The organism is Cupriavidus oxalaticus (genome assembly GCF_016894385.1).
Taxonomy (GTDB): Bacteria; Pseudomonadota; Gammaproteobacteria; order Burkholderiales; family Burkholderiaceae; genus Cupriavidus; species Cupriavidus oxalaticus.
The window spans coordinates 1,181,768-1,207,790 of the sequence record NZ_CP069812.1 but is presented as its reverse complement, the minus strand read 5'-3'; the positions used below and the strand labels follow the sequence as shown (position 1 = coordinate 1,207,790).

Below are 26,023 nucleotides of genomic sequence, written 5' to 3'. Positions count from 1 at the left end.
CTTCCCCCGTTGGATTTCCCGTCTGCCGTGGTCTTGTTCCTGCGCGCGGCGCGAACGCTCCCCCGCCGTCCCGCCATGGCGGGACGGCAGTGCAAATCCGGAAGCGAGGCGTGCCGCGTGCGGCGGCTAGCTAGTCATTCAGGTGGCAGGCGGACAGGCGTCCGCCGATATCGCGCAGCACCGGCACTTCGGCGGCGCAGCGTGCGCTGGCATGCGGACAGCGCGGATGGAAGGCGCAGCCGCTGGGCGGCGCCAGCGGGCTCGGCAGCTCGCCGCGGATCGGCTGGTGGCTGGCGGTGCCGCCGCCCAGCCGCGGCGCATCGGCCAGCAGCGCCCGGGTATAGGGATGGTTGGGCGCGGCGAACACCGTGCGGGCATCGCCGCTCTCGACGACGCGGCCCAGGTACATGATCGCGACCCGGTCGGACATGTGCTCCACCACCGCCAGGTTGTGGCTGATGAAGACGTAGGTCAGCCCATGCTCGCGCCGCAGCTGCATGAACAGGTTGATGATCTGCGCCTGCACCGAGACATCGAGCGCGGACACGGCCTCATCGCAGATCAGCAGCCGCGGGCGCAGCGCCAGCGCACGGGCGATTGCCACGCGCTGGCGCTGGCCGCCGGAGAACTCGTGCGGATAGCGCTCGGCGTAGCTGGGGTCGAGCCCGACCTGCTGCAGCAGGTCGCCGCCCAGCTCCGCAGCCCGCGCGCGGCTGACCATGCGGTGGTAGACCGCGCCCTCCGTAATGGCGTGGCCGATGCGCAGCCGTGGATTGAGCGAGGCATAGGGATTCTGGAACACCATCTGCACCGCGCGGTGATAGCCGGCCGATGCGACATCGGCGCGCTGGCCTTCCCACGCGATCTCGCCGCTGCTCTGTGGCAGCAGCCCGGCCAGCATGCGGCCCAGCGTGGACTTGCCGCAGCCGGACTCGCCGACCACGCCCAGCACCTCGCCCTTGCGCACCTGCAGCGAGACCTCGTTGACGGCATGCACCGCCTGCACCGGCTTGCCGGCCATGCGGCCCAGCAGGCCGGGCTTCAGCGAAAAGCGTTTCTGCAGCTGGCGGGTTTCAAGCAGCACGGTCATGCCGACTCCAATGGATAAAAACAGCGCAGCGTGCGGCCGCGCAGCTGGGTTGCCGCGGGCGGCTGGATGCAGGCCTCGCGCACGCGCGGGCAGCGCGGCGCGAAGGCACATCCCGGCGGCAGCGCCGCCAGGGCCGGCGCGGCGCCGGGAATCGCGCGCAGCGTGGCGCCGCGCATTTCGGGCGTGGGCAATGAATCGAGCAGCCCGCGCGTGTAGGGATGCAGCGGCCGCGCGATCAGCTCGGCCACCGGCCCCTGCTCCACGACCCTGCCGGCGTACATCACGCAGACCCGGTCGACCAGGTCCTTGACCACGGCCAGGTCATGGCTGATCCAGATCGCGGCGGCGCCGGTCTCGCGCACCAGTTGCTTCATCTCGTACAGGATCTGCGCCTGGATGGTGACGTCCAGTGCCGTGGTGGGCTCGTCGGCAATGATCAGGTCGGGCCGGTTGATCAGCGCATTGGCGATCGCCACGCGCTGGCGCATGCCGCCGGACAGCTCGTGCGGATAGGCGCGCATGCGTTCCTGCGGCGCCGGGATGCCCACGCGCGCCAGCGCATCGACCGCCTGCGCATGCGCCTGCGCGCGGGTGCGGCGGTGGTGCACCCGCACCGTCTCGACCAGCTGGTCGCCGACGCGCATCACCGGGTTCAGCGACATCATCGGGTCCTGGAACACCATCGCGATGCGGTCGCCGCGCAACGCCTGCCACTGGCGCGGCGAGCACGCCAGCAGCTCCTGCCCCTTGAAGCGGACCGAGCCACCGCTGACGCGCCCGGGCGGGTCCAGCAGGTTCATCAGCGAGAACGCCGTCACCGACTTGCCCGAACCGGACTCGCCGACGATGCCGAGGATTTCGCCCGGCTCCAGCGTGAAGGAGACATCGTCGACGGCCTTCAACTCCCTGCGGCCGTTGGCCGATGCAAAGCTGGTGCTCAGCCCGGAAACTTCCAGTAGTGCCATGTGTGTCTCCGTGGCCTCAGCCGTCCAGCCGCGGGTTCAGCACGCGGCGCAGGCGGTCGCCCACCAGGTTGATCGAGCCGATCAGCAGCACCAGGGCCACGCCCGGGAAAATGCTGATCCAGTACTTGTTCGACAGCATGTACTCGAAGCCGTTGGCGATCAGCATGCCCAGCGACGGCTGCGTGCGCGGCAGGCCGATGCCGAGGAAGCTCATGGTCGCCTCCAGCGTGATGGCATGCGCGATCTGCAGCGTGCCGGTCACCACCAGCGGCGCCATGCAGTTGGGCAGGATATGCCGGAACATCACGCGCAGTGCCGGCAGCCCCTGGCCCAGCGCCGCCTCGACATATTCCTTGCGCCGCTCCACCTGCGCCGCGCCGCGCACCGTGCGCGCGAAGTAGGCCCACTGCACGATCACCAGCGCCAGCAGCGTCTTGTCGACGCCCTGCCCCAGCACGGCCAGCAGGATCAGCGCCACCAGCACCGCCGGCAGGCTCAGCTGCAGGTCGACCACGCGCATGATCGCGGCATCGACCACGCCGCCGAAGTAGGCCGCCGCGAGGCCAACCGCGCTGCCGACCATCAGCGCCACCACCGCGCTGATCACGCCGACGCCCACGCTGATGCGGATGCCATAGAAGATCGCGCTGACCAGGTCGCGGCCGGCGCCGTCGGTGCCCAGCCAGTAGTGCGCGTTGCCCTCATAGCCGGCGCTGCCGGGCGGCAGCTCGGAGTCGATCACCGACACCGAGGCCAGGTCATACGGGTTCTGCGGGCTGATGACATGGGCCAGCGCGGCGATCAGCAGCAGGACCACAAGCAGCACCAGTGCCGCCGCCGCGACGCGGTTGGCGACGAAGCGCCGCAGCAGCGAGGGCCGCGCGGCTGGCAGCGGCGCGGCCGGCGCGGCGCTTGCCGCCAGCGCCGGCACGGCAGTGTCAGGTTGGGATGCAGGCAGGGACATCGATGGGTTCTCGTTCGTTTTCTATGGCTTCTGTGGGGATGGATGCGGCCGGGCTCAGCCGGCCTTGTGGCGCAGCCGCGGATCGAGCACCACGTAGAGCAGGTCGACCACCAGGTTCAGCACCACGAACAGCACCAGCGTGACCAGCAGGTAAGCCACCACGACCGGGCGGTCCAGCGCCAGCACCGAATCGATGATCAGCTTGCCCATGCCCGGCCACGAGAACACCGACTCGGTCACCACCGAGAAGGCTATCAGGTGGCCGAATTCCAGCCCGACCACGGTGACGATCGGGATCAGCACATTGGGCACCACGTGGCGCAGCACCAGCCGCGCGCCGCCCACGCCCTTGGCGCGGGCAAACTTGATGTACTCCTGCCCCGCCACTTCGCGCGTGCCGGCCTCGGCCAGCCGCGCCACCAGCGAGATCTTGAACAGCGACAGCGTCAGCGCCGGCAGCAGCAGGAAGCGGATCCCTTCCCAGCTGGTCACCGACAGCGGCATGCCGAGCACGCTGGTGACCGGACCGCGCCCGCCCGATGGCAGCCAGCCCAGGTTCACCGAGAACACCAGGATGCCGATCATGCCGACCCAGAACGTCGGCATGATCACGCCGCCCAGCGAGCCCGCCATCAGCGCGCGCGCCAGCCGGCTGTCCGGTTTGAGCCCGGCGAACACGCCCATCGGGATGCCGATGCCCAGCGACAGCAGCAGCGCGGTCACGGCCAGTTCCAGCGTGGCCGGCACGCGGCTGACGATCAGCTCGATCGCGGGACGGTTGTAGATAAAGGATTCGCCAAGGTCGCCCCGCAGCGCGCCCTGCATGAAGCGCAGGTATTGCTGCGGCACCGGCTGGTCCAGTCCGAGTGCGTGGCGCGCGTCGGAAATTTCCTGCTCGGTGGCAGTGGGGCTGACCAGCAGGTGGACCGGGTCGCCGATCAGGTTGACGGCGCAGAAGGTCAGCACGGACATCAGCCACAGTACGACGAGGCTTTGCAGCAGCCGCTTCAACAGGGTTTCGAGCATGGCGATCAGGACAGGAGGCGGTGAATCAGGGTTGCGCCGCAGGGGTTGCTGCAGGCGCTGCGGGGCGGATGTTGCCGGCGTAGGTAAAGCCGTCGGCGCGCGGCTGCACTTCCAGCCCGGCGCGATACGCCCAGGCGGCGCGCAGGTGGTGCAGCGGCACGATGCCGGCGTCGGCGGCCAGCAGTTCGGCGGCGCGGCGCTGCAACTGCTCGCGCGGCGCCGGCGCCATGGTGCGCATGGAGGTTTCGACCAGTGCGTCGAGCGCGGGATTGGCATAGCCGCTGCGGTTGTTCGCACCCAGGCCGGCGGCCTTGTCCTGCGCATGCGCCACCGCCACCAGCGGTTCCAGCGAATCGCCGCTGACCGCGCCGATGCCGAGCAGGAAGGCGCTGAACTCCGGCTTGCCGCCCTCGCCGCCCGAGGTGGCGCGCGTGATATAGACCGAGTACGGCAACGTGCGCACCTCGGTGCGGATGCCGGCGCGGGTCAGCATCTGGCCCACCGCCTCGCAGGTCTTGGCATCGTTCAGGTAGCGGTCACTCGGGCAATGCAGCGTCAGGCGGAAGCCGTCGGGATAGCCGGCCGCGATCAGCAGCCGGCGCACCTCCGCGGCGTCGGCGCGCGGCGCGCGCACGTCCGGGGCAAAGCCGAAGAAGCCTGCCGGCACCATCTGCCCGGCGGGTACCGAATCCCCTTTGGTCACGCGCGCCGCGATCAGGTCGCGGTCGATCGCGAGGCTGATGGCCTGGCGCACGCGCACGTCGCGCAACGGGTTGGCGGGCAGCGGCCGGCCGGCGGCATCCTGCACATAGGGCGAGACCGCCCGCCCCTGGTCGAGCTGCAGGTAGTTCAGCATGTACGACGTCGCCGCCACCGTGCGGATGCGGCCGTTGGTACGCGCGAAGGCCTCGGCAATGCTGGCCGACGAGGCATCGATCACGTCCACCAGCCCCGACAGCAGCGCCGACGCCCGCGCCGGCTCCTTGGGGATGAACTGGAACACCACCCGGTCCCACGGCTGCGCGCCGCCCCAGTAGCCGGGATTGCGCGCCAGCGTCAGCTGCTGGCCATGCTCCCACGCCACCAGCCGGTACGGGCCGGTGCCGATGCTCGCCTGGCCATGGGCGAAGTCCGCCTCGCGCACGGCCGGCCCCAGCGTGTGCGGCAGCATCGCCACCATGCCGATGTTCTGCGGCAACACGGGGTTGGGCGTGCGGGTGCGCACGCGCAGCGTCAGCGGGCCTGTGGCCTCGACCGCCTCGACCGACTTCAGGTAGGTGCGGAAGGTGCGCGCGCCGGGCAGCTTGCGTGCGCGCTCGATCGAATAGCGCGCGTCCTCCGCGGTGAACGGCGCGCCATTGCTGAACTTCACGCCCGGGCGCAGCTGGAATTCCCAGTTGTGGTCGTCCAGCTGGCGCCAGCCGGTGGCCAGCAGCGGCACCGGGCGCAAGGCGTTGTCGAGGCCGGCCAGGGTCTCGTACACGTGACCCCACAGGTTGCGCCCGGCGGCGTCAAGCACGTGCGGGTCGGCAGCACTCACCTCGGTCTTGTAGCCGATGCGCAGGTCGGCGGCATGCGCCGGGCGGCTCGCGGCCGCCAGTGCGGACAGGGCGAAGGCAAGCGCTAGTGCGGCTCGGGGAAATCTCGCTGATCGAAACATTGTTTCACTTGTCGATACGATGTGTCGGAGAATAAAACATCAGGACGAGATCAGTAACGAGGGTTTACCCGGCAAGACAAAAATGCGGGCAAAGAAAAAGCGGCACCGAAGCGCCGCTTTTGACCGGACCATGATTACGCGATCGCCGCGTCAGCCACCGGCATATCCCAACGCTCGCGACAGCGCCGCGGCCTCTTCCACCACCATCGCGACATGCCGGTCCAGCGCCTCGGGCGTGGTCCGGCTGGCCGGGCTGGCAATGCTCAGCGACGCCACCACCGCACCGCCGTGGTCGCGCAGCGGCGCCGCCGCCGACACCGCATCGGCATCGCGCTCGCCCAGCGACACGGCGTGGCCGGCGGCACGGATCGCGGCAAGTTCCTCGCGCAGTTGCTCGGCAGTGGCAATGGTGCGCTCGGTAAAGCGCTCCAGGCTCTGCGCCGCCACGGCGTCGACCACCTCGGGCGCGGCGAAAGCCAGCAGCAGCTTGCCCGAGGCGCCCACGTGCAGCGGCCGCCGGTTGCCCACCTCGGTATGCACGCGCACCGATTGCGACGATTCGTGCCGCGCCACGCAGACCGATTCCAGCCCGTCGCGCACGCGCACGATCACGTTCTCGCCGCAGGCCGCGCCGATCGCCGCCAGCCGCGGCGCCACCACCTTGACCAGGTCGAACTGGTCGCGCGCGGCGTTGCCCACCAGCAAGGCGTTGTAGCTGAGCTTGTAGACCGCGGCCGCGGGCTCGCGCGCAATCATGCCGCGATGCTCCAGCGTGGCCAGCAGGCGAAAGGCGCGGGCCTTGGTCAGCCCCGCGCGGCGGGCCAGTTCGGTCACCCCCAGCGAAGGATGCTCGGCCACCAGCAGCAGCAGGCCCAGCGCTTCGTCCACCGCGTCAACGATGTATGTCATCAAGTCTTCTTACATGTATTCAGAAATGTCCCATCGCAGATTGTAGCGGTCGGCGCCGGCAAGATCCTCCAGCGGGACCTGCGCACGCCGCACTGGGTAGGCAAGGCACGCGTGGTGAACTTGATCGCGCGCATGATCAAGACCAGCGGCGCCACCGCGGAACAGGCCTGGGGCGCAGCGCGATACCTCTGGCGCCGGGCCGCGGCTTCTGCCATACAATCGCAGCAACAGCCGCCCCTGGTCCCGCCAGGGCTGGACGCCCCTGGCGCCTGCGCGCCAGCGCGGCCACCTGCATGGGCTTGTACAGGCTTACATCTCCCGCCGTTCCGATGCCCACCTCGCCAGCCAACCCTCTGTCGCCACCCGGCAGCCAGCCCACTGCGCTGCCCTCGCTGCCCTCGCTGCCGTCGCGCCCGGCATCGCTGCGCAGCGCCGCGCGCGTGGTCGCGCGCGAACGGCTGCTGGCGCAGCTGACCGAGGCGCGCCGGCGGCGCTGCATCGTGCTGCAGGGGCCGGCCGGCTACGGCAAGACCGCGCTGCTGAGCGCCTGGCGCCTGGACCTGCTGGCGCTCGGCTTCGACATGGCCGCGCTGGCGCTGGAACCCGCCGACCACGAGCGCCAGCGCTGGCTCGACCGCGTGCTCGCCTGCCTGGCCGAGATCAGCCCCGACATCACCCGCGAGGCCATGCTGCTGGCCGAACGCGGCAGCGACGACGAGGCCGTCGAGCGCGCCATCGTGGCGCTGGTGCGCGGCATCGGCGCGCATTCGCGTGAAGTGACGCTGGTGCTCGACGATGTGCATCATCTGGGCTCCGCACGCATGCTGCAGCCGCTGCAATGGCTGCTCGACTACGCCCCGCCCAACTTCCACGTGGTGCTCGCCACGCGCGCGGCGCTGCCGCTGTCGCTGGGGCGCCTGCGCGACCAGGGCCAGCTGCTGGAACTGGACCAGCGCGACCTGCGCTTCACGCTGGCCGAATCGCAGCACTTCCTGCGGGCCCAGCTGGGCGAGATCAGCGCGCGCGATGCGCGCCTGCTGCACGAACTGGCCGACGGCTGGGTCGCCGGCCTGCAGCTGTTCGCCGCGCACTGGAAACGCAAGAAGGCCAGCGCCAGCGGCCTGACCTTCGCCGGCGGCTTCGTGCAGGCGAACGTGCAGGATGCCGGCGCCTTCGCCGAGTATTTCGAGCGCGAAGTCCTGTCGCGGCTGGCGCCCGGCGAAGCCGAGCTGCTGGTGCGCGCGGCCGCGTGCGAACGCTTCACGGCATCGCTGTGCCAGGCGCTGGGCGAACAGGCGATGGGCGAGCACGAGGTGCTGGCCCTGCTGACGCGGCTGGAGCAGGAGAACCTCTTCATCACCCCCACGCCCGGCCCGAAACGCGAAGCCTGGTACCGCCTGCACCCGCTGCTGCGCGAGACCCTGGCCGAGCGCCTCCACGCGCGCGGCGAGGCGCAGCAGCGCGCCATCCACGGGGCGGCCTGGCGCTGGTTCCGCGACCACCGCATGCTGGCGGAGGCCGTCCACCACGCCGTGCTCGCCGGCGATGCCGGCACCGCAGCCGAGCTGGTGGAACGCTATGCCGACACCCTGATGGCTCGCGGCGAAGTGCGCACAGCGCTGGGACTGCTGCGCCTGCTCCCCGCCAGCGAGATCCAGGCGCGTCCGGAACTGCGGCTGCTGGCGCTGCGCATGCAGATGCTCACGCGCGACCTCGACGGCTGTGCCGCGGCGGCCGACCGGCTCGAAGCCGATATCGGCCCCGGCAACGCCTCGCTGCGCTACCGGCTGGCGCTGCTGCGCTTCAGCCTGGCGCTGCTGCGCGACGACACGGCCGGCGCGCTGGCGCTGCTGCCCGAGATCGAAGCCGCCCCGGCCGATATCGCGCCCATCTACATGGGCTCGCGCAACAACCTGCTGTCGCTGCTGTACATGCACCTGGGCGACTACGGACGCGCGCGCGCAATCCATGCCGAGACGCCGCCGCTGCTGTTCGACGGCGTGCCGCTGCTGGGCACCGCCAGCGGCATGCTCAACGGCCGCTGCCTGGCCGGGTTCAGCCATGCGATGGAAGGCAACGTGACGCAGGTCGAGCGCATCAGCCGCGACGTGCTGCGCGAAGCCGAACTGGTGGGGCACGGCGGCGCCGGCGCCGAGCCGGAGTACTTTGCCGCCGCGCTGCTGGGCGAAGTGCTGTACGAGCACAACGACCTGGACGCCGCGCGCAAGCTGCTCGAAGACCGCGTCGACGTGCTGGAACGCGTGTCGATCCCCGATTCCGTGCTGCGCGTGCATATCGTGCTGGCCGCGGCGCACTGGATCATCGGCCACCAGCTCGATGCCTTTGCCCAGCTGGAGCGCCTGGAGGACTACGGCACCCAGCAGGGCCTGGACCGGCTGGTGGCACAGAGCCTGTCCAACCAGGTCCGCCTGCACCTGGCCAGCGGCGACATCGCCACGGCCGAAGCGGTGCTGGCGCGCCTCGACGCCATTGCCATACGCCACCGCGATGCGCCGCGCGGCTTCCTCGACGCCATCCACATGGTGACCGAGCGGGCCCACGTGATGGCCAGCCTCGCGCATGACGACCTGCGCGCCGCCTGGACGCGGCTGGCGCCGCTGATCGCCTACTGCGAGACGCGCGGCTGGCAGCGCCACGTGGCGCAGCTGCACATGCTGGCCGCGGGCGTCGCCATGCGCCGCGGCGATCCGGAAGCCGCGCGCGAGCATGCGCTCGAAGGCCTGCGCCGCGGGCACCGGCTCGGGCTGATGCGCAGCCTGATCGATGCCTGCCCGGGCGCGATGCGGCAGATCGAAGACATCGCCGGCATGCCCGGCCTGGACCCGGTGCTGGCGTTCTACATCGAGCGGCTGCAGCAGGCCATGCCGGAGCGGGCACCGGCCAGCGCGGCGGCAGCCGGCGCAGCGCCCGCGGGACCGGCGGAGGGCCGCACCGAAGAGCTGAGCGAGCGCGAGGCCGACGTGGTGCGCCTGCTCGGCCAGGCGCTGCCCAACAAGAAGATCGCGCGCACGCTGGGCCTGTCGCCGGAGACGGTGAAATGGCACCTGCGCAACATCTTCCGCAAGCTCGGCGTGAGCAGCCGCGACGAGGCGGTGGCGCGCGTGCGCGACCGCGAGCTTGGCCAGGGCGGCCAGCCGGCCGACGGGGCGCGCTGACACCGCACAGGGGAGGAAGCAGCAGGCGGGGTGTACCTGTTCTGCTCGCCGGATGCGAACTACATCACCGGCCAGGTGATCGCGGTGGCGGGCAACGTGCAGTAAGTTGCCCGGCATCGCGGTTCCTGCAAGGGCCCCGCGGGGCCTAATGCCGTTCAGTTAACCACTGTCGTTCCCGCGAAGGCGGGAACCCAGTGACTTCAAAAGACGCTGGATTCCCGCCTTCGCGGGAATGACGGTCGGGCTTGATACCTTAACTGAACGGCATTACCCCGCGGGGCCCTTTTTTCCCTTCTACCCGCGCGGGCTGCCGGTCGCCGCCATGTTGCCGAAGCGCCCGCTGCTGAAGTCCTGGAAGGCCTGCGCGATTTCCGCCTCGGTATTCATCACGAACGGACCGTGGCCGACGATGGGTTCGTCGATCGGCTCGCCGCTGAGCAGCAGCACCACCGCGTCGCTGCCCGCCTCCAGCGTGACACCGTCACCGGCGCCGTCCAGCACCACCATCTCGGCATCCCGGACGGTTGCCTCGGCATTGACGGTGACGCGGCCGCGCAGCACCACCAGCGCGGTATGCCAGCCGTCGGGCAGCGGCAGCCTGACCGCCCCACCCTGCTGCAGGCGCAGGTCCCACACGTGCATCGGCGTAAAGGTGCGGGCCGGGCCGGCCTTGCCGCCGTACTCGCCGGCGATCACGCGCACGCTGCCGGCGCCATCGGGCAGCGCCACCTCGGGAATATCGCGGTCGACGATGGCCTGGTAGCCGGGTGCGGCCATCTTGTCGCGGGCGGGCAGGTTGACCCACAGCTGCACCATTTCCAGCGCGCCGCCGCTGCGGCTGAAGTCCGGCGAATGGAACTCCTCATGCAGGATGCCCGCGCCCGCGGTCATCCACTGCACATCGCCGGGCCCGATCACGCCGCCCTGCCCGGTCGAATCGCGGTGCGCGACCTCGCCCTTGTAGACGATCGTCACCGTCTCGAAGCCCCGGTGCGGATGCTGACCCACGCCGCGTGGCGCCTGCGTCGGCGTAAAGTCCGCCGGGCCGGCATAGTCCAGCAGCAGGAACGGGCTGAGCTGCCTGCCATGGCTCTGGTAAGAGAACATCGAACGCACCGGAAAGCCGTCTCCGACCCAGTGCGAACGCGGTGCGCTGTAGACACCCAGGATGCGCTTCATGTCGATCTCCGGAAATGCCGGCCGGGACAGTCCGCGATGCGCGGGATCTTGCCGAGGCGGCCGGCGCCAGTTGATGGATCGATCATAGGTGTCGCGTGCCAGGTGCGGTAGACGGCGCCGGCGCATCGCAGCGTTCTGCCGCTGGAACGATGGGCCCGGGGCATCGCACCCAGCCGGCCGGCCACGCCGGCTCAGCTGGCGGTGCGCTTACGCAGCAAGTAGCGTTGCGTGCCTTCCATCACGCACACGTCGTTCTGGTTGCGCACCTCGGACCGCATCGCCAGCACGCCGGTGGTGCGCCCCGGCACCAGCTCGCTGACCGTGAGGCTGCTGTACAAGGTGTCGCCCACGTAGACCGGCGCAAGAAAGCGGCTGCTCTGCTCGATAAAGCCCTTCAGCGATTCCTCGACCATATGCGGGAACAGCCCCGCCCCTGCCGCGGTCTGGATCACGACCTGGAAGCCGTGGGCGAGCATATGCGGCATGCCATGCGCGCGGCAATACTCGACGTCGTAGTGGACCGGATGGTTGTCGCCGCTGGCCAGCTGGAAGGCGGCGAACAGCGCATCGGTCATGGTGCGGGACGGCAGGTTGAAACGCTCGCCGAGCTCGAAATCCTCGAAATAGCGTTGCGGGCAAAGCTGGTAGGCCTTCATCGGTTCTCCTTGTTGCGATGGAATCGCTCGCGGCAAGCCGGGAAACTCCGGTCATTCCGCCTTCATGCTGGTCGCAACGGCCACGCGTTTCCACTTTTCCAGTTCGGCATGCAGGAAATCGCGCAGGCCCTGCGGCGTCGGCTTGCTTTCCAGCACCAGGCCAAGCTCATAGGCCTTGCCCTGCAGCGCCGGATCGCCGAGCACCCCCTGTGCCGCTGCCGGCGGCACGCACGCCAGCCATGCCGCGGCGCTGCCCAGGACGGCGGCGATCCTGCGCGAGTTTGAAGTCATGTCGGTCTCCTGGTTCTGGTTCCCGGCATCGCCATGGACTGGCTGCCGCGACGAGCGGAACTATAAAATCCGACCTTCAGAACACACCAGTCGAAAGCGCCACGGGTGCCGTTAGAAATCTTCTAAAGGGCTCGCCGGCGCGGCTGGAAACCGGAGACAAGCATGCGTTTCGAACTGACCGACCTGCGCGTATTCCTTGCCATCGGAGGCAAAAGCCGTGGTGCGCAAGCTGCTTGCCGGTGCCGACGTCTTTATCCAGAACCTGGCCCCCGGCGCGGCCCGGCGCATGGGGCTGGACTTCGCGTCGTTGCATGAGGATTTTCCACGCCTGATCGTTTGCGATATCTCCGGCTACGGCGACAGCGGCCCGTACCGCGACAAGAAGGCCTACGACCTGCTGATCCAGGCGGCGGCCGGCCTGATCTCGGTGACCGGCACCGACGGCGCGCCGTCGCGCACCGGCATCTCGATCGCCGACATCGCCGCGGGCATGTATGCCTATACCGGCATCCTCTCGGCGCTGCTGCAGCGCGCCCGCACCGGCACCGGCGTGCGCGTCGAAGTCACCATGCTGGAGGCGCTCGGCGAATGGATGTCGTACCCGCTGAACTTCGCCCACTACGGCGGCACGCCGCCTGCGCGCAATGGCGTGGCGCACCCCGGCATTGCACCTTACGGGCAGTACCAGACCGGCGACGGCGCCAGCGTGATCTTCGGGCTGCAGAACGAGCGCGAATGGCAGCGCTTCTGCGTGGACGTGCTAGAAGACCCCGCGCTGGCCGCGGACGAGCGCTTCAACTCAAACCTGCAGCGCGTCGCCAATCGTGCCGAGCTGGACCAGGAGATCGGCCGGCATCTGCGCGGCATGACCCGCGAGCAGCTGGTCGAGCGGCTCGATCGCGGCGGCATCGCCAATTCGCCGTTGAACGACATGCACGACCTTTGGCGCCATCCGCAGCTCGCCGCGCGCGAGCGCTGGCGCGACGTGCGCACGCCGGGTGGCGTGGTGCAGGCCTTGTTGCCGCCCGCGACGCTGTCGGGCGTGGCCGCATGCATGGGCGATGTGCCGTCCGTGGGCGAGCATTCCGCCGCCGTGCTGCGATCGATCGGGATGCCGGATGCGGAGATCGAGGCCTTGGCGGCAGCGGGCGCCATCTGAGGCGCCAGGCGGGCAGGCGGCAGCCGGAGCGGCTGCCTGACCTTATTCAACGCGCGTAGCCGCCTTATTTGGCGAACAACGACGACAGGTCGGCGAAGGCCTTGATCTCCAGCGCGTTGCCCGACGGGTCGAGGAAGAACATGGTGGCCTGCTCGCCGGGCTCACCCTTGAAGCGGATATGGGGTTCGATGATGAACTTGACGCCTGCCGCGCGCAGCTTTTCGGCCATCGCCTCCCATTCGGGAATCGATAGCACCGCGCCGAAGTGCCGCACGGGCACCTGGTCGCCATCGACCGCGCTGGTCTTGCTGTGGCCGACTTCCTCCGGTGCCAGGTGCGCCACGATCTGATGGCCGAAGAAGTTGAAGTCGATCCAGTCCGGCGAGCTGCGCCCTTCGGGGCAGCCGAGCAGTTCGCCATAGAATGCGCGCGCCTCGGCGAGGTCGCGCACGGGGAAGGCAAGGTGGAAGGGAGGGATGCGGGGGGCGGCAGTGGTCATGGGCTCGGACTAAGTGAGGCTGAGTGGGGAATGAATCGGGCGGCGGCTTCTTGCAATCCATTCGAAACCGTCTCGAAACCGCCACCGTCCGCCTAGTCTAAGCATCGCCATTCACCATGAAAAGCGATATATTTTTGCCCTGAGCAACAAATATTTCGATCAGTCGCGATGCTGCGCGAACTCCAGACGTTCCTCGCGGTGGTCCGCTACGGCACCTTTGCCAACGCGGCCGCCCATATCGGGCTGACGCAATCGGCGGTCAGCGCACAGATCCAGCGGCTGGAACAGGAACTGGGCTTCGCGCTGTTCGACCGCACCGGCCGTGCGGCCGTGCTCAATGCGGATGGCCGCGAAACGCTGGCGGTGGCCGAAGAGCTGATGGCGGTGTACGCCAGGCTCGGCCGCCATGCGGGCAGCCCGCGCACCGGGCTGGTCCGCATCGGCGCGATCGCATCGGTCCATGTCTCGTTCCTTGCCGATGCGCTGGCCAGCTTCCGGCAGGAGATGCCGGGATACCGGGTCAGGCTGGTGCCGGGCGTGTCGCTGAACCTGCTTGGCCAGGTCGATTCGGGCGAGATCGATATCGCGGTGATGATCAGGCCGCCGTTCGCGTTGCCTTCCGACCTGCGGTGGCGCACGCTGCTGGCCGAACCCTTCGTGCTGCTGGCGCCTCGCGCCCACGGCAAGCGGCCATGGCGCGAGTTGCTGGAGAGCGAGCCGTTTATCCGCTATGACCGCGGCTCGTTCGGCGGGCGCGTGGTCGACCAGTTCCTGCGGCGGGCGCGTATCCCGGTCAGGGACGCGATCGAACTGGACGAGTTGGAGGGTATCGCGCAGCTGGTGCAGCGCGGCCTCGGCGTCGCGCTGGTGCCGATCACCGGCACGGCGCCATGGCCGAAAGGCGTGGTGCCGCTCAGCCTCGGCGACGACACCTTCCATCGCGAGATCGGGCTGGTCGAGCGCCCGCAGCATAGCCGCCAGGCGGCGGCCACGCTGCTGGCGCAACGCATCGCGCAGGCCGCGCAGAGCATGGCGCCTTCCTGACGCCGCGCTGCAGCGGCGCCGGCCGCGTCACTGCGCCGGCTTCAGCTCGATCAGCAGGTCCTTCGCCGCCACCCGGTCGCCCTGCTTCACATGCACCACGGCGATCTCGCAGTCGCGGTCGGCGGCGATATGGGTTTCCATCTTCATCGCTTCCAGCGCCAGCAGCGTCGTGCCCGCGGCCACGCGCTGCCCCGGCTGCACCGCCACGGTCACGATCGAGCCCGGCATGGGCGCGGCGATATGCAGCGGGTTGTCGGGTTCGGCCACCGGCCTGCTGTGGCGCGCGGCTGCCGCCTGCGCGGTGCTGCGCTGCTCGACCAGCGCGGTGCGCGATTGCCCGTTCAGCTCGAACTGGACCTTGATGAGGCCCTCTTCGGCATCCGGGTGCATGCCTTGCAGCGAAACCAGCAGCGTCTTGCCCGCGGCGATGTCGATAGCCGCTTCTTCCTGCGGCTGCAGGCCGTACAGGAATGCCGGCGTCGGCACCACCGAGGTATCGCTGTAGTTGCGCACATGCGCGTGGTAGTCCACGGCCTGCTTCGGGTACATCAGGTACGACGCCAGCTGGCGGTCGTCGAGCGGCTGCTCGCAGGCGGCTTCCGCCGCAGCGCGCGCGGCATCGAGGTCGACCGGCGCAATCTGGTCGCCGGGCCGGTACGGCGCGGGCGGCTCGCCGCGCAGCACCTTGCGCGACAGCTCCGCGGGGAAGCCGTCGGGCGGGAAGCCCAGCTCGCCCTTGAACAGCGACACCACCGATTCGGGGAAAGCGATTTCCTTGGCCGGGTCGCACACGTCCGCGGCGCTCATGTCATTGGCCACCATCATCAGGGCCAGGTCGCCGACGACCTTGGAGGTCGGCGTCACCTTGACGATATCGCCGAACATCTGGTTGACCTCTGCGTACGCCTGCGACACCTCGGTCCAGCGATGCTCGATGCCGAGCGAGCGCGCCTGCTCGCGCAGGTTGGTGTACTGGCCGCCGGGCATCTCGTGGCGGTAAACGTCGGCGGTGCCGGCGCGGATTTCGGATTCGAACGGCGCGTAGTAGCGGCGCACCCCTTCCCAGTACATCGACGCTTCGTGCAGGCGTTCCAGGCTCAGGCCCGGATCGCGCTCGGTGCCGGCCAGCGCCGCGGCGATGCTCGACAGGTTGGGCTGCGAAGTCAGCCCGCTCATCGCATCGAGCGCGCCGTCCACCGCATCGCAGCCGGCCTCGATCGCGGCCAGCGCCGACGCGGCCGAGATGCCGCTGGTGTCGTGCGTATGGAAATGCACCGGCAGCCCGGTCTCTTCCTTGAGCGCCCTGACCAGCGCGGCCGCCGCCTGCGGACGGCAGATGCCCGCCATGTCCTTGATGCCCAGCACATGCACGCCGGCCTGCTGCAGCTCGCGCGCGATGCCTACGTAGTACTTCAGGTCGTACTTGGCGCGCGACTTGTCGAACAGGTCGCCGGTATAGCAGATCGCGCCTTCGCACAGCGCGCCGCTTTCGCCGACGGCATCGATGGCCACGCGCATATTGCGCACCCAGTTGAGCGAATCGAACACGCGGAACACGTCCACGCCGGCGCTGGCGGCCTGGCGCACGAAGAAGCGCACCACGTTGTCGGCATAGTTGGTATAGCCGACGGCATTGGAGCCGCGCAGCAGCATCTGGAACAGCACGTTGGGCACGCGCTCGCGCAACTGCTCCAGGCGCTGCCACGGGTCTTCCTTCAGGAAGCGCAGCGCCACGTCGAAGGTCGCGCCGCCCCAGCACTCCAGCGAGAACAGCTGCGACAGCTCGCGCGCATAGAACGGCGCGATCGGCAGCATGTCGGCGGTGCGCATGCGCGTGGCGAACAGCGACTGGTGCGCGTCGCGCATGGTGGTGTCGGTCAGCAGCACCTGCTTCTGCTCGAGCATCCAGCGCGAGAACTTCTCGGCGCCAAGCTCGCGCAGGCGGTCGCGCGTGCCGTAAGGCAGCGGCCTGCTGTTGTCGACGGCGGGCAGAACCGGTGCCGGCAGCGGCAACGGCGGCAGCGTGCGGCCGGTCATTTCCGTGTGGCCGTTGACGCTGATCTCGCCCAGGTAGCGCAGCAGCTTGGTGGCGCGGTCCAGGCGCCTGGTGAACTCCAGCAGCTCCGGCGTCTTGTCGATAAAGCGCGTGGTGACGTCGCCGGCGCGGAACGCGGGATGGTTGATGACGTTCTCGAGGAACTGCAGGTTGGAGGCCACGCCGCGGATGCGGAACTCGCGCAGCGCGCGGTCCATGCGCCGGATCGACTCGGGCGCGGTCGGCGCCCAGGTGGTGACCTTGACCAGCAGCGAATCGTAGTACGGCGTGATCACCGCGCCGCCATAGGCGGTGCCGGCATCCAGGCGCACGCCGAAACCGGCGGCGCTGCGATACGCGGTGAGACGGCCGTAGTCCGGCAGGAAGCCGTTCTCCGGGTCTTCGGTCGTGATCCGGCACTGCAGCGCGTGGCCGTTCAGATGGATATCCTGCTGGACCGGCACGCCCGCGGCGCGCACGACGATGTCGCCGTCTTCATTGCGCGTGTTCTCGGTCATGCCGATATAGCCGCCCTCCGTGATCCGGATCTGCGCCTTGACGATATCGACACCGGTGACCATCTCGGTGACCGTGTGCTCGACCTGGATGCGCGGGTTGACTTCGATGAAATAGAACTGACCAGTGTCGGCGTCCATCAGGAACTCGACCGTGCCGGCATGGGAATACCCGACCGCGCGCATCAGCCGCATCGCCGCCTCGCACAGCTCGGCACGGCCGGCATCGTCAAGGTACGGCGCGGGCGCGCGCTCCACCACCTTCTGGTTGCGGCGCTGCACGGTACAGTCGCGCTCGTACAGGTGCACCAGGTTGCCATGCGTGTCGCCGAGCGCCTGCACTTCGACGTGCCGCGCGTTGCGCACCAGCTTCTCGACATAGACCTCGTCGTTGCCGAACGCAGCCAGCGCCTCGCGCCGCGCCGCGGCCAGCGAGCCTTCCAGGTCCTGTTCGCTCTCCAGGATGCGCATGCCGCGCCCGCCGCCGCCCCAACTGGCCTTGAGCATCAGCGGATAGCCGATGCCCGCGGCCAGGCGCTTGCAGGCCTCCAGGTCGTGCGGCAGCGGGTCGGTGGCCGGCATCACGGGCACGCCCGCCTCGATCGCCGCGTTGCGCGCGGCCACCTTGTTGCCGAGCTTGCGCATGACGTCGGGCGAGGGGCCGACCCAGCGGATGCCCGCATCGATCACGGCCTGCGCGAAGTCCGGGTTCTCCGACAGGAAGCCGTAGCCCGGATGGATCGCATCGACCTTTGCCTGGCGCGCGATGCGCAGGATGTCGTCGATATCGAGATAGGCCGCCAGCGGCTTCTTGCCCTCGCCGACGAGGTAGCTTTCGTCGGCCTTGAAGCGATGCAGCGCCAGGCGGTCTTCCTTGGAATAGATCGCCACCGTGCGGATATTCATCTCGGCCGCAGCGCGCATCACGCGGATCGAGATCTCGGAACGGTTGGCAATCAGCAGCGATTTGATGGGAGCGTAGTTCATGGCACGCACAAGGAAACTGAGGGCAACTGAGACGCCGCGCGGTCGGCACGGCGTCTCGGGTCATTCGAAGGAACAGCGCAACGGCAAGTGCCGTGGCCGGCGGCTAGTCGAGATGCGCAAACTGCGCAAACGGGGTGTGTGAATCCATCCAGTCGTCATGCCTGGCCACGGCCGCCCAGGCCCAGTTGGTGCGTTGGGGCGCCGGCTTGCCGCCGCAACGCGTTTCGTGGTGGTGGCCGGCACGTGGCTGGCTGGCGTCTGCGGCAAGCGCGCGGCGATCTCCGCCATCTGCGCCGGCTGCGTTGGTTCCGTAGTACATCGCGATGCATTCCTGTTCAAGACCAAGGGCGCCTGCCCTGCAACGCAATGCGATCGTCGGGTCACGGCAGCTGTGCCGGCACGACGGCTGGACGCGCGGCGGGTCTCGGAGCGCAAAAAGCGGGCCAAGGCGAATTCCGTTGATCTGGCAAGATTCCGCGCTGCAAATCCGGCATACGGATTTCAGAATTGAAATTCCGGATTTCATTGCTGCGCATAACCCTATCCCGCTCGGGGTTCCCCCGACGCGGCCCGGGCGCGTCCGGCGCTGCCGCTTTACAATACGCGACGAAGTGGATCATTGCGTTCCCGTGATCCGCCGCCTTGCCGGTAACCGCCGACAGGCGCACATGTCCGGTCACCATCCTTCCCGGCGGCTTGCCCGCGGGCCTTGGCGTTTCCTCCGATGAGCAACCTCTACCAGCAATCCATCCTCTCCGTTCACCACTGGACCGACACGCTGTTCAGCTTCACCTGCACGCGCGACCCGGGATTCCGCTTCGAAAACGGCCAGTTCGCCATGGTCGGCCTGGAAGTCAACGGCCGCCCGCTGCTGCGTGCCTACAGCATCGCCAGCGCCAACTATGAAGAAACCCTGGAATTCTTCAGCATCAAGGTGCCGGACGGCCCGCTGACGTCGCGCCTGCAGCACCTGCGCGAAGGCGACCAGATTTTTGTCGGCAAGAAGCCGACCGGCACCCTGCTGGTCGAAAACCTGCTGCCCGGCAAGACCCTGTGGCTGCTGGCCACCGGCACCGGCCTGGCCCCGTTCCTGTCGATCATCCGCGATCCCGAGGTGTATGCGCGCTACGACAAGATCGTGCTGACCCACACCTGCCGCTATGTCGACGAACTGGCCTACCAGCAGCTGCTGAACGAGCATCTGCCGGAGCACGAGTACCTGGGCGAGATGGTGCGCGAAAAGCTGGTTTATTTCCCCACCGTCACGCGCGAAGACTTCCACACGCGCGGCCGCATCACCGAACTGATCGAGTCGGGCGAGCTGTTCGAGCGCCTGGACCTGCCCCCGTTCTCCACCGAGAACGACCGCCTGATGCTGTGCGGCAGCCCCGATATGCTCAAGGAAATCCGCGTCATGCTGGAGGAGCGTGGCTTCGAGGAAGGCAATATGAGCGAGCCCGGCCATTTCGTGCTCGAAAAGGCCTTCGTCGGCTAAGCGCCGGCACCCCGCAGGCCCGGCCTGCAGCCTGCGGGACGTCGCGCCCGCGGGCGCCCTTCCTGCCAGACTCCCTGCCAGACTCCCTGCCTGACTTCCCGCCTACTCGAAGCGCTCGGTGAGCACCATTGCGTCAACCTGGCGCTTATTCCAGAACAAATGATTGATGCGCGGCTGCAGCATCCGCAGCGCGGCATCCTCCACCGCGTTGAAATGCACCGCCACCGCCGGGCGAGTCCCATCCCCCGGCAGCCGCTCGATCTCGTCGAACGCCGGGAAACCGTAGCGGATGAGGAAATCGCGGATCTCGTCGTCGGTGGTTTCCATGTCGACGTTCGAAAGCATCAGCACACTCATTGACGTCTCCTGAAGTCCTGGAGGCCCTTGCGGGCGTGTCCCTGATCTAGGTTTATGGCAGGCAGGGCCAGAACGCAAATGGCGGCCCACCGCCCCCCGCCATCGGATCCTGGCATTTCCGGGCATGGCACATATGATGATTGTCGGGAGGCCGGCGGCCTCGCATTCGGGGAGGGACAAAATGCCGATATCGACTAGATGGCTCGTGACCGGACTGCTGGCACTGGGCAGCGCCTCGACAGCGCTGGCCCAGCAATCCCCGCCAAAGGGCGCCGCGGGTGCCATCTCGGAAGCCGTGCAGGAAGGCACCAACCCCTACCGCCCGCCGTCCGCCCCCACGCTCGACCCCGACCAGATCACGCGCGACAAATGCGAGTCGCTGAAAGAGCAGTACAACGCCACGTCGAAGAAGCGCTCGTACCAGACGACCACTACGGCGACGCAGAACGCGCAAGGCCGGCCGGTTCCAAAGATCGAGCGCGACAAGTCGCGCAAGGAGCTGCAGCAGGCGTATCGGGATAATTGCACGTAGCGGTGCATCGCGGGGGGCCAGGCTGCACGAACCCGCGTCATAAGGGAACTGCGGTCTCAAGAACAACGGGATAAAACAGCCCCAAGATGTGCCATGGAAGGCACTAGACAGCCAGTATCCGGCATATGATCACGCTCAGTCCACGCCAATGGCGTGATTCGACATGATCTCGATGGCCCGGCACAGTGCCGAGTGATCCAATCCTCCAAGGCCATTGGCTGCGCAGGCATTGAAAAGCTCCTGTGCGGTCGAGGTATTGGGCAACGACACCCCGAGCGCTTTCGCGCCTTGCAATGCAAGGTTCAAGTCCTTCTGGTGCAGCGCAATGCGAAAGCCCGGGTCGAAAGTTCGCTTGATCATCCGCTCGCCATGAACCTCCAGAATGCGAGACGCCGCGAAACCGCCCATTAACGCTTCCCTTACCTTGGCTGGATCCGCACCGGCCTTGGATGCAAACAGCAACGCTTCGGACACTGCCTGGATGTTAAGGGCCACAATGATCTGATTGGCGACTTTCGTCGTCTGTCCGTCGCCATTTCCACCAACCAGGGTGATGTTCTTGCCCATCAGCTCGAATAAGGGCCTTACGTTTTCGAAAACCTCCGCGGGCCCACCCACCATGATGGTCAGCGACGCCGCCTTCGCGCCAACCTCCCCGCCTGAAACAGGCGCATCCAGGTAGGCAGCGCCTAGTCCGTTAATACGTGAAGCAAATTGTTTTGTCGCAATCGGCGAGATCGAACTCATGTCGACGACAACCTTGCCCTGTGTCGCAGCCGTTCCAGCGGCCTGGTACGCTGCCGCTACGCCCTTTTCGCCGAAGAGCACCGCTTCGACATGGGGCGTGTCTGGAACCATGATGATCAACACGTCTGCACGCCTAGCCACCTCCTCCGCACTTGTGCATACCGTCACACCGGTATCCACCAAGTGTTGCGGGGCAGGATTGACATCGTGGACAAACAGCTTGTGACCGGCCGACCGCAAATGTCCCGCCATCGGCGCGCCCATGATCCCCAGGCCAACAAATCCAACATTCCGACTCATCTCAAAGTCTCCAAGATATGGTGTTTCGCTCGTATAGATTCTTGATACGCGCCGATATACACACGCCCGAACCGGTCTTCCCGCCTGGACCCCGGCGCTCAGCAATGCGCCTCGATGATCGATCGATAGATGGTCACCGCTTCCTCGATGCGTGCGGTGTGGCAATACTCGTCGGTCTGATGCGCCATGGCGGGCTCACCCGGTCCCAGAATCACCGTCGGTGGATTGCCTGTGAGCGGGCCGAGCGTGCTGCCGTCAGTGAAGAACGGAACGGAACGGGAAACGAGCGGGGCATCGTGGTACTTCGCACAGACGTCAAACACGGCTGCGATGGCCGGATTCCCTGCCTCGGAATGCAGGGGCGGGACATCGACAAGCGGCTCCAGCGCGATGCCATTGCCCAACAGGTTCCTGAGCTTGCTGCACAGGCATTCGTGGACCATGCCTGGTACTGTCCGCATGTCGACCGTGAATGTCGCCCGGTCCGGCACCGAATTGATATTGAGCCCTGCGTGGAAGGTTCCGATGTTCAGTGTTGCACGACCCATCAGCGGATGCTGGTCTTCAAGACGCATCTCGCGCAATGTCTCGATGGCGCGTGTTGCCTTGTAGATGGCGTTGTCGCCCTTTTCGGGCATCGAGCCGTGGGCGGTCTTGCCAAATGCCACGCCTTCAAGCCAAAGCGCCCCCTTGTGGCCGATGCACGGATAGTTTGCGGTGGGTTCCCCGACGATCAGCAGGGAGAGGGCCTGCGCCCCCTTTCCACTGGCTGCAAGCGCTCGCGCACCGTCGCATCCGGTTTCCTCCCCGCCGGTCAATAGCAGCCGCAAACCGTTACCTTCGCGGATTGTGTCGCGTGCCTGCAAACAGGAGACGATGAACGCGGCAATGCCAGCCTTCATGTCGCTGCTGCCACGACCGTATAGTTTTCCGTCGACGATTTCCGCACCAAACGGATCGTGCTCCCATCGGGCAGCGCCAAGTGGAACGGTATCCAGATGTCCGGTAAAGCCTAGCGGCTTGCCCTCGCCCTTTCCGTTGAGCACCGCGACCAGGTTGAATCTGTGCGGACCGAAGACATCCAGTTCCACACTAAAGCCGGCGTCGGCCAGCAACCCAGCAAGATAGCGCGCACAGCGCTCTTCGTCGCCCGGCGGATTAACGGACGGAATCCGCACCAATTCCTGAGTAAGGCTGATCGCATCGATCATGACCTCTGCTCCGGCAAGGCCACGCCATCGACCTGCACTTTCTGGCCATCTACGAGGAAGCCCGCCACCTGGACGATGCTGACGACCGTACGGCCCGGTGACAGGAACCGCTCAAGAACCCGGTGTACTGTCTCGGTGGACTCGCCCGGCAGAAGAAACACGTTGAGCTTGACCAGATCTCCGACAGAAGCGCCACTGGCACGGATCACCGCTGCGAGCCCGGCCAAGGCTCCTTCGAGCTGAGCCTCAAGCTGTCCGGCATCCGACTTTGACTGCGCTCCTATGTACAGCTCGCCGCCACTGAGCCACCCGGGCGAGAACGCCAGCGGCGCTACGTGCGACGCCGCATATTCCGGCCTCACTGGCAGACCCACGTCTCTTGAAGCGACTGCATCAATCTCGAGCAGCAAACCCTCGTACAGCAAGTCAACGCCAATAACGGTGATGACGGGCCTTTGTGCCGGGAAGCGACGCGCGACCTCGGCCACGATGGACGCCCCAAGCTGTCGGGATGCCTCGGCATCACCGCCATGCTTGTATGCAATCTTCAGCGCGCATACATTGGCCCAATTTACCTGCGCGTCGTGCAGGACATGCTCGATGTATTCCAGCGTGTTCTTCGTCTGTGCAACCGCGCTACCCGGTGCAATGGTCCGCCCCTGCCGGTCTGCAGATATCTGGCCACCGACATAGATTTTCTCGCCCACGCGCCAGCCTTGCGAGAATGGCGTTGGAATACTCCAATCCCATGCATGTTCGGGCATGATGCGCTGCTTGTCGCGGCAGAGTTCGGCAATGCCATCGACTGCAATCAATGCCTGGCCATGTCCGACCCCATGGACACGCAGCGCGGTGGCCGCCGGCCCCGGGTTGGCCAGATGGCGCAGGCGTACTGCGGTCATTCGCTCCCAGTACGCGGTCACGTCCGCACCGTCGCCTGCGAAGAGATAGTAGGTATGTAGTTTGGTGAGGTCTGCCATCGTGCCACCGGCCTCCTCCAGACGTGCGACAAGGCTCCGAAAAACCTGGTCGGTCTGTTCGGCAATGTCCGTTCCTCCCGCGGAGGAGAGTGGCAACTGCAATCCCACATAGACAGTCTCGCCGACGCGGCGCAACGAAGGAATATGCTCGTTTGATGCGGGGACGCCCATTTTCTTCTCCTCGTCGGCGTTAATGGTCAGGTTAATGGTCAGGTTAAAGGTCAAGGACTATGCGCTCACGCCGGCCACGGGACACACAGGTCATCATGCATTTGTTGCCCGCGCGCTCCGCCTCGCTCAGCAGCACATCGCGGTGCTCGATGCAGCCGGACAGGACGTGCACCTCGCAGGTGCCACATACCCCTTCCTCGCAGCTGCTCCCGATGTCGATACCGTGGGCGCGCAACACCTCAAGTGCGGTCTCCTCTGCCGACACAGGGAAGACCTTTCCGCTTGAAGCGATCTCGATCTCGAAAGGCTCGTTCGGCTTGCCGTCATCCTGGGGGGCAGCGAACCATTCGAAATGCACCCGCTGTGAAGCCGCCTCGGGCGTAGAAGCCTGCACCGCGTGCATCAGGCCGGCCGGGCCACAGCAGTACAGATGAATGTTCAGCCAGGATGCCGCCATCTTGCCGACAACGTCCTGGATCGGAAAAATCGGCTCTTCACTGAAGTACTCGGTGATTTTTCCAGGATGCCGCTCTCGCAGTTGCGCATGATAGGCGGCATGGCGCTCGGACCGCGCACAGTAGTGCAGTTCCCAGGATTTCCCGGCCTGCTCCAGCGTCGCGATCATTGCGAGAATCGGCGTAATACCGATTCCGCCCGCGACGAGGATCGTATGCAGCGCATCGTCCGCCAGCGGGAAATGATTGCGGGGAGGCGAGATGCCCAGGGCACTGCCCACCTCGACATTGCCATGCAAGCTGGCCGAACCACCGCGCCCGCCACGTTCATGCTTGACGGCAATGCTGTACTGCGCTGTTTCGCCCGGCAATCCACAGAGGGAATACTGTCGCACCAGACCGGATGGCGTGTGGACATCAATGTGCGCGCCCGCGGCAAATGGCGCCAGTGGCCGCCCGTCCGCCGCGCACAAGTCGAATTGCACAATGTCGGCGGCGACCTCGCGCATCGCCGCGACCTTCACCAGGCGAAGCTCGTCGGTAACCTGACTCATGATGCGGGTTCCTTTCAGTAGCTGCGAGAGAGGTCGACCAGATTCGTCAGCGTCTCTCCGTTGAAGTGGCGGCGGATATTGTTGAAGAAGAGATCCAGCGTGTGCGGAATGTAGTGCTCGATATCATCCGATAGCACGTGGGGAGTAATAACCAGATTTGGCGTTTCCCAATACGGCCAGTCGGCGGGCGCCGGTTCGGGATATGTCACGTCGATCATGGCGCCACCGAGCTTCCCAGCCCTCAGCGCGACATCAAGTGCCGCCGGATCGATCAGGCCGCCGCGCGACATGTTGATGAGGCCAGCCCCCGTGCGCATGAGCTCGATTTCGCCCTCACCGATCAAAAAGCGTGTTTCTTCCGTAAGAGCCGTGTTGAGAAGCACAAAATCGGCCTGGGGCAGCAAAGTGTGCAGCGCTTCCGGCTTGTGCATGCTGTCGACGTGCGGATGAGGCGCCCCGCTGCGGCGGATGCCAATGACATGCATCCCAAACTGCTTTGCGAGTTCGGCGATGCCCCCACCGATCGAGCCGACGCCGACGATCAGCACAGTCTTGCCATTCAACGCGGACGTGAACTGGCGGTCCCACGCGTGGCGCCGATGGTTCCACATCAGTGCCGGCATGCGGGCATTGACCATCAGCAGGGCCATCAGGCCAGACTGCGCGGCTTTGGGGAGGTGAGCTCCGCTATTGGTCAGCACTTGAATGCCGGCGGGCACCCAGTCCAGCGGCAGCAGGTAATCCACGCCTGCGCCCAGGACCTGCAGCAGTTTCAATCGCTTCGCATCGCTGGCCAGGGACTTGTGCGGGAACCGATACGTAATCATTGCATCGGCAGTCTGCATCGCATCCTGATAGATGTCCTGATCGCTGCCCCACGTTGTCCGGATGCGCGCTGCTATATCGGGGTGGCGTGACAGTGCCGCTTCGTATTGCTCGGGATGCACCGTAAATACGGGCATCATCGTGCGGGAGTTCTCGATATGGATGTGGAGCGGGTCTGCTTCCGAGTATTGGCGGCTGGCTGCGTTGAGCGTCATGAATATCCTCCGAAGTTTGGAAGTGA

At 67.0% G+C, this 26,023-nt stretch carries 23 protein-coding genes and 1 pseudogene; 6 read left to right on the top strand and 18 right to left on the bottom strand.

The features are described from left to right. Positions 1-130: 130 nt before the first annotated feature. From JTE92_RS17910 to JTE92_RS17885, 6 genes are all read right to left on the bottom strand, one after another. The gene (locus tag JTE92_RS17910) at positions 131-1,090 is read right to left on the bottom strand and encodes an ABC transporter ATP-binding protein (RefSeq protein ID WP_063238491.1); all 960 of its coding nucleotides are present in this window, start codon (positions 1,088-1,090) and stop codon (positions 131-133) included. Next, positions 1,087-2,055, bottom strand: coding sequence for an ABC transporter ATP-binding protein (locus tag JTE92_RS17905; protein WP_063238490.1), 969 nt, complete (start codon positions 2,053-2,055; stop codon positions 1,087-1,089). Before JTE92_RS17905 ends, JTE92_RS17910 begins: the two co-directional genes overlap by 4 nt. A 16-nt stretch (positions 2,056-2,071) precedes the next feature. Further along, entirely contained in the window at positions 2,072-3,019 is a 948-nt protein-coding gene (locus JTE92_RS17900; RefSeq protein WP_063238489.1) for an ABC transporter permease, read from the bottom strand. Between the two features lie 54 nt (positions 3,020-3,073). Beyond that, the gene (locus tag JTE92_RS17895; protein ID WP_063238488.1) at positions 3,074-4,045 is read right to left on the bottom strand and encodes an ABC transporter permease; all 972 of its coding nucleotides are present in this window, start codon (positions 4,043-4,045) and stop codon (positions 3,074-3,076) included. 25 nt (positions 4,046-4,070) lie between these two features. Continuing rightward, the gene (locus JTE92_RS17890) at positions 4,071-5,705 is read right to left on the bottom strand and encodes an ABC transporter substrate-binding protein (RefSeq protein WP_063238487.1); all 1,635 of its coding nucleotides are present in this window, start codon (positions 5,703-5,705) and stop codon (positions 4,071-4,073) included. 150 nt (positions 5,706-5,855) lie between these two features. After that, on the bottom strand, positions 5,856-6,614 hold the full coding sequence (locus JTE92_RS17885; RefSeq protein ID WP_063238486.1) for an IclR family transcriptional regulator: 759 nt from the start codon (positions 6,612-6,614) through the stop codon (positions 5,856-5,858). 329 nt (positions 6,615-6,943) lie between these two features. Here JTE92_RS17885 and JTE92_RS17880 point away from each other — a divergent pair, with 329 nt between their 5' ends. Continuing rightward, complete coding sequence (locus JTE92_RS17880) at positions 6,944-9,790, top strand: winged helix-turn-helix domain-containing protein (RefSeq protein ID WP_063238485.1); 2,847 nt, start codon at positions 6,944-6,946, stop codon at positions 9,788-9,790. A 6-nt stretch (positions 9,791-9,796) separates the two neighbouring features. Further along, a pseudogene (locus JTE92_RS30455) lies at positions 9,797-9,895 on the top strand (3-oxoacyl-ACP reductase); the annotation flags it as partial. Positions 9,896-10,084: 189 nt separating this feature from the next. Here the strand turns inward: JTE92_RS30455 and JTE92_RS17875 are convergent. From JTE92_RS17875 to JTE92_RS17865, 3 genes are all read right to left on the bottom strand, one after another. Then, positions 10,085-10,969: a pirin family protein gene (locus tag JTE92_RS17875; protein ID WP_063238484.1), complete on the bottom strand. Its 885-nt coding sequence runs from the start codon at positions 10,967-10,969 to the stop codon at positions 10,085-10,087. Between the two features lie 191 nt (positions 10,970-11,160). Then, the gene (locus JTE92_RS17870) at positions 11,161-11,625 is read right to left on the bottom strand and encodes a MaoC family dehydratase (protein ID WP_063238483.1); all 465 of its coding nucleotides are present in this window, start codon (positions 11,623-11,625) and stop codon (positions 11,161-11,163) included. A 51-nt stretch (positions 11,626-11,676) separates the two neighbouring features. Then, entirely contained in the window at positions 11,677-11,916 is a 240-nt protein-coding gene (locus JTE92_RS17865; RefSeq protein ID WP_063238482.1) for a hypothetical protein, read from the bottom strand. 217 nt (positions 11,917-12,133) lie between these two features. Here JTE92_RS17865 and JTE92_RS17860 point away from each other — a divergent pair, with 217 nt between their 5' ends. Further along, the gene (locus JTE92_RS17860) at positions 12,134-13,075 is read left to right on the top strand and encodes a CaiB/BaiF CoA transferase family protein (protein WP_371136926.1); all 942 of its coding nucleotides are present in this window, start codon (positions 12,134-12,136) and stop codon (positions 13,073-13,075) included. A gap of 64 nt (positions 13,076-13,139) precedes the next feature. Here the strand turns inward: JTE92_RS17860 and JTE92_RS17855 are convergent, their stop codons facing one another. Continuing rightward, the gene (locus tag JTE92_RS17855; RefSeq protein ID WP_063238481.1) at positions 13,140-13,574 is read right to left on the bottom strand and encodes a VOC family protein; all 435 of its coding nucleotides are present in this window, start codon (positions 13,572-13,574) and stop codon (positions 13,140-13,142) included. A gap of 168 nt (positions 13,575-13,742) precedes the next feature. On the opposite strand from JTE92_RS17855, the gene JTE92_RS17850 reads away from it, so the two are divergent. Then, complete coding sequence (locus tag JTE92_RS17850; protein WP_063238480.1) at positions 13,743-14,618, top strand: LysR family transcriptional regulator; 876 nt, start codon at positions 13,743-13,745, stop codon at positions 14,616-14,618. A 27-nt stretch (positions 14,619-14,645) separates the two neighbouring features. Here JTE92_RS17850 and JTE92_RS17845 read toward each other — a convergent pair whose 3' ends face one another. Together JTE92_RS17845 and JTE92_RS17840 are read right to left on the bottom strand one after the other, a co-directional pair. Further along, positions 14,646-18,155, bottom strand: coding sequence for a pyruvate carboxylase (locus JTE92_RS17845; protein ID WP_063238479.1), 3,510 nt, complete (start codon positions 18,153-18,155; stop codon positions 14,646-14,648). Positions 18,156-18,258: 103 nt separating this feature from the next. Further along, the gene (locus JTE92_RS17840; RefSeq protein ID WP_147318550.1) at positions 18,259-18,681 is read right to left on the bottom strand and encodes a hypothetical protein; all 423 of its coding nucleotides are present in this window, start codon (positions 18,679-18,681) and stop codon (positions 18,259-18,261) included. A 198-nt stretch (positions 18,682-18,879) separates the two neighbouring features. Between JTE92_RS17840 and JTE92_RS17835 the strand changes: the two genes are divergently transcribed. Then, a complete protein-coding gene (locus JTE92_RS17835) occupies positions 18,880-19,650 on the top strand; it encodes a ferredoxin--NADP reductase (protein ID WP_063238477.1) in 771 nt (256 codons plus the stop codon). 102 nt (positions 19,651-19,752) lie between these two features. Here the strand turns inward: JTE92_RS17835 and JTE92_RS17830 are convergent, their stop codons facing one another. Then, positions 19,753-20,007, bottom strand: coding sequence for a hypothetical protein (locus tag JTE92_RS17830; protein WP_063238476.1), 255 nt, complete (start codon positions 20,005-20,007; stop codon positions 19,753-19,755). A gap of 181 nt (positions 20,008-20,188) precedes the next feature. Here JTE92_RS17830 and JTE92_RS17825 point away from each other — a divergent pair, with 181 nt between their 5' ends. Next, entirely contained in the window at positions 20,189-20,539 is a 351-nt protein-coding gene (locus tag JTE92_RS17825) for a hypothetical protein (protein WP_063238475.1), read from the top strand. A 135-nt stretch (positions 20,540-20,674) separates the two neighbouring features. Here the strand turns inward: JTE92_RS17825 and glxR are convergent, their stop codons facing one another. The 5 genes from glxR to JTE92_RS17800 all read right to left on the bottom strand — a co-directional run bounded on the left by glxR (position 20,675) and on the right by JTE92_RS17800 (position 25,997). Continuing rightward, positions 20,675-21,586, bottom strand: coding sequence for a 2-hydroxy-3-oxopropionate reductase (glxR, locus tag JTE92_RS17820; RefSeq protein ID WP_063238474.1), 912 nt, complete (start codon positions 21,584-21,586; stop codon positions 20,675-20,677). Between the two features lie 98 nt (positions 21,587-21,684). Then, positions 21,685-22,797 (bottom strand): M20 family metallopeptidase, encoded by a 1,113-nt coding sequence (locus JTE92_RS17815; protein ID WP_063238473.1) that lies wholly within the window; start codon positions 22,795-22,797, stop codon positions 21,685-21,687. Continuing rightward, positions 22,794-24,002 (bottom strand): RidA family protein, encoded by a 1,209-nt coding sequence (locus tag JTE92_RS17810; RefSeq protein ID WP_147318549.1) that lies wholly within the window; start codon positions 24,000-24,002, stop codon positions 22,794-22,796. Before JTE92_RS17810 ends, JTE92_RS17815 begins: the two co-directional genes overlap by 4 nt. Further along, on the bottom strand, positions 23,992-24,957 hold the full coding sequence (locus JTE92_RS17805; protein ID WP_063238471.1) for a PDR/VanB family oxidoreductase: 966 nt from the start codon (positions 24,955-24,957) through the stop codon (positions 23,992-23,994). The genes JTE92_RS17810 and JTE92_RS17805 overlap by 11 nt, the downstream gene beginning before the upstream one ends. Before the next feature lie 14 nt (positions 24,958-24,971). Then, positions 24,972-25,997 carry an NAD(P)-dependent oxidoreductase gene (locus JTE92_RS17800; RefSeq protein WP_063238470.1) on the bottom strand — a complete coding sequence of 342 codons (1,026 nt, stop codon included), beginning with the start codon at positions 25,995-25,997 and terminating at the stop codon, positions 24,972-24,974. Positions 25,998-26,023: the final 26 nt, after the last annotated feature.

Bases quoted from the DNA above. Each gene is read 5' to 3' on its own strand.
- JTE92_RS17835 (WP_063238477.1), top strand. From the start codon at position 18,880: ATGAGCAACCTCTACCAGCAATCCATCCTCTCCGTTCACCACTGGACC.
- JTE92_RS17855 (WP_063238481.1), bottom strand. From the start codon at position 13,574: ATGACCACTGCCGCCCCCCGCATCCCTCCCTTCCACCTTGCCTTCCCC.
- JTE92_RS17805 (WP_063238471.1), bottom strand. From the start codon at position 24,957: ATGAGTCAGGTTACCGACGAGCTTCGCCTGGTGAAGGTCGCGGCGATG.
- JTE92_RS17825 (WP_063238475.1), top strand. From the start codon at position 20,189: ATGCCGATATCGACTAGATGGCTCGTGACCGGACTGCTGGCACTGGGC.
- JTE92_RS17875 (WP_063238484.1), bottom strand. From the start codon at position 10,969: ATGAAGCGCATCCTGGGTGTCTACAGCGCACCGCGTTCGCACTGGGTC.
- JTE92_RS17900 (WP_063238489.1), bottom strand. From the start codon at position 3,019: ATGTCCCTGCCTGCATCCCAACCTGACACTGCCGTGCCGGCGCTGGCG.
- JTE92_RS17845 (WP_063238479.1), bottom strand. From the start codon at position 18,155: ATGAACTACGCTCCCATCAAATCGCTGCTGATTGCCAACCGTTCCGAG.
- JTE92_RS17840 (WP_147318550.1), bottom strand. From the start codon at position 18,681: ATGAAATCCGGAATTTCAATTCTGAAATCCGTATGCCGGATTTGCAGC.
- JTE92_RS17905 (WP_063238490.1), bottom strand. From the start codon at position 2,055: ATGGCACTACTGGAAGTTTCCGGGCTGAGCACCAGCTTTGCATCGGCC.
- JTE92_RS17890 (WP_063238487.1), bottom strand. From the start codon at position 5,705: ATGTTTCGATCAGCGAGATTTCCCCGAGCCGCACTAGCGCTTGCCTTC.
- JTE92_RS17885 (WP_063238486.1), bottom strand. From the start codon at position 6,614: ATGACATACATCGTTGACGCGGTGGACGAAGCGCTGGGCCTGCTGCTG.
- JTE92_RS17800 (WP_063238470.1), bottom strand. From the start codon at position 25,997: ATGACGCTCAACGCAGCCAGCCGCCAATACTCGGAAGCAGACCCGCTC.
- glxR (WP_063238474.1), bottom strand. From the start codon at position 21,586: ATGAGTCGGAATGTTGGATTTGTTGGCCTGGGGATCATGGGCGCGCCG.
- JTE92_RS17870 (WP_063238483.1), bottom strand. From the start codon at position 11,625: ATGAAGGCCTACCAGCTTTGCCCGCAACGCTATTTCGAGGATTTCGAG.
- JTE92_RS17815 (WP_063238473.1), bottom strand. From the start codon at position 22,797: ATGATCGATGCGATCAGCCTTACTCAGGAATTGGTGCGGATTCCGTCC.
- JTE92_RS17910 (WP_063238491.1), bottom strand. From the start codon at position 1,090: ATGACCGTGCTGCTTGAAACCCGCCAGCTGCAGAAACGCTTTTCGCTG.
- JTE92_RS17865 (WP_063238482.1), bottom strand. From the start codon at position 11,916: ATGACTTCAAACTCGCGCAGGATCGCCGCCGTCCTGGGCAGCGCCGCG.
- JTE92_RS17880 (WP_063238485.1), top strand. From the start codon at position 6,944: ATGCCCACCTCGCCAGCCAACCCTCTGTCGCCACCCGGCAGCCAGCCC.
- JTE92_RS17830 (WP_063238476.1), bottom strand. From the start codon at position 20,007: ATGAGTGTGCTGATGCTTTCGAACGTCGACATGGAAACCACCGACGAC.
- JTE92_RS17850 (WP_063238480.1), top strand. From the start codon at position 13,743: ATGCTGCGCGAACTCCAGACGTTCCTCGCGGTGGTCCGCTACGGCACC.
- JTE92_RS17895 (WP_063238488.1), bottom strand. From the start codon at position 4,045: ATGCTCGAAACCCTGTTGAAGCGGCTGCTGCAAAGCCTCGTCGTACTG.